The sequence below is a fragment of the Deltaproteobacteria bacterium genome, assembly GCA_012522415.1.
Classification (GTDB): Bacteria; Desulfobacterota; Syntrophia; order Syntrophales; family JAAYKM01; genus JAAYKM01.
In genome coordinates this window covers 1-2,005 of sequence record JAAYKM010000143.1, presented here as the reverse complement: position 1 = coordinate 2,005, position 2,005 = coordinate 1, and the positions used below count along the sequence as shown (strand labels likewise).

Below are 2,005 nucleotides of genomic sequence, written 5' to 3'. Positions count from 1 at the left end.
CCTGCCCACTCCGTCATCGCTCTGATCCAGCTCGTTTAAGATCGGCAGTTCGGCCAGATTGTTCAGCAGATAGTTGACCGCCCTGCAAAGATCGTCCGCATAAGGATCGGTATTGTACAGATGATCATTTCTTTCGTTCAGAGCACTTGTCTCAAACAGGTCCGATCCGGCCGGGTATGCTGCATAATGTCCGTTCTCCGCCATGGCCAGAACATACAGAGCCGTATTTGCTGCCTTTACATCATTGGATGCGCCGGGGAGATAGCCGGTCGCCCCGGACCCCGCGGCTTCGACCCGCACAAACTGCTGGTGCAGGTACCACATCGCATCTTCCATGGCAATGTTTTTCAGTATCGATCGCTGGGTGTCGCTGAGCCCCGAAGGGGGGGCGGAGGACAGATCCCGGAATTGCAATATGGGATAGGTTCCAAATCCACTGTCAACGGGTGCTCCTGTGCTGGTGTTGATGCCGGCTGCGACTTCGATGACGCTGTGGATCAGTTTTCTTTCTTCCGAAATAGACGGCAAATACTGTTGACCGGACAGATCGCTCCCTTTGGCTCTGTACCATTTGCCGGCTGCATTGGCATAGGTCTTTCCTTCCAGCTGATCCCAATTGCCGTCTCCGTCGATATCCCAACGGTAGTAATAGTCAGCAGTAAGTCCCGCTCCGGGCACGACAGCTTTGAATGTCGCTAAATGTCCGTTGTAGGAATAGTGAGGCTGGTTTGCGTCGGTGATGTCGGCCGGCACCGTCAGAACGACCGGCGGGCCGATCGCAAAAGTCTCATTGTTTCCTGATAAACCTGCCGCAATCAAAAATACAAGTATGCCGAGAACGGATAGTACTTGCCTTCGCATTCCTTTCATTTCAACACCTCTGTCGTGCTTGAACAGGTTGCCTGTTTTGTTGGATTTTTGTGGATCCTCTGACTATATCATACACCCATCCGTGCTGGTTCATCCAGTATTTTTCACATTGCCTTGACAAGCGATTCGTTGCGCCATAAGATGTGAGTGAGGTCTCATTCAGGAGGTGAAACGCATGCCGAAAAAAGAATCGATCAGAAAGGCAGCAGTAAAAATAATAGCCGAAGAAGGCTTTTTTTCGGCGACTACCGACAAAATCGCCAAAGAAGCAGGATTCGCGGTGGGCACAATTTATAATTACTTTTCGAACAAAGAAGATATTCTAAAATATATCCTTGATGTGGAGTATCAGAAAAGATATGAATTCTATCAAAGAGTCAAAGACAGTCAGAAGGATCCACTGTTAAAAATCAAGGAACTGTTGGATTTTCATTTTACCGAGATCCAAAAGGAGCCCGAAATCATCAGAATCGTTTTGGCTGAAAAGGGCACCGCCAGCCGGAGCAAATTGATGCCCTTGGAAAAATACACGAAGCTGTCTGCTATTTTTTCAGAAATTTTCATCGAAGGGATGGAGGAAGATTACTTCAGGCAATGCGACCCGAAGATCCTGTCCATCGTGATTTTCGGCTTTCTGGAAGCCGTCATGAGCGAGTTTTTGATAACCAAAGATGTTCAGTTGTTGAATCGCAGCACGGAGGAATTGATCGGATTGCTGCGGACAGGGTTAATGAAGTGAGGGATATTTTTTTGAGCAAATATGAGTGAGGTCTCATTCATATTTCTCTCTGGAGGAGCGTTTTATGCGAAAAAAAACCGTGATCAAATTCGTCGGAGCAATGGCCGTTTTATTGGTGCTGTTTTTTTTATTCACCGGCAGGGAACAAGCTACAGGCGTTGAGCAGGAAAACGTCGACTCTTTGGGCATCCCGGTTGAAGTGCACCTGGTGAAAAGCGGGGATATTCGCGAATCGCTGAACTATATGGGCACAGTGAAAAGCAAAAATCAAGCGGAGCTTTCCTTTCAATCGCCCGGGATCATTCGGACGATTTATGTGGCTGAAGGCGATCCGTTTCTCGAAGGCCAGATTTTAGCTGAGTTGAACACAGAAGATCTTGCGGCAAGGTATGAAGT

Annotated in this window: 3 protein-coding genes; 2 read left to right on the top strand and 1 reads right to left on the bottom strand. The window is 48.0% G+C overall.

Annotated features, from left to right (window positions below; all coding sequences use genetic code 11):
• A partial coding sequence (locus tag GX147_10640) for a hypothetical protein (GenBank protein NLN61125.1) occupies positions 1-870 on the bottom strand: 870 nt, incomplete at its 3' end.
• 175 nt (positions 871-1,045) lie between these two features.
• Between GX147_10640 and GX147_10635 the strand changes: the two genes are divergently transcribed.
• Positions 1,046-1,609 carry a TetR/AcrR family transcriptional regulator gene (locus tag GX147_10635; GenBank protein ID NLN61124.1) on the top strand — a complete coding sequence of 188 codons (564 nt, stop codon included), beginning with the start codon at positions 1,046-1,048 and terminating at the stop codon, positions 1,607-1,609.
• 64 nt (positions 1,610-1,673) lie between these two features.
• Positions 1,674-2,005, top strand: a 332-nt coding sequence (locus GX147_10630) for an efflux RND transporter periplasmic adaptor subunit (GenBank protein NLN61123.1), incomplete at its 3' end; no start/stop codon positions are given.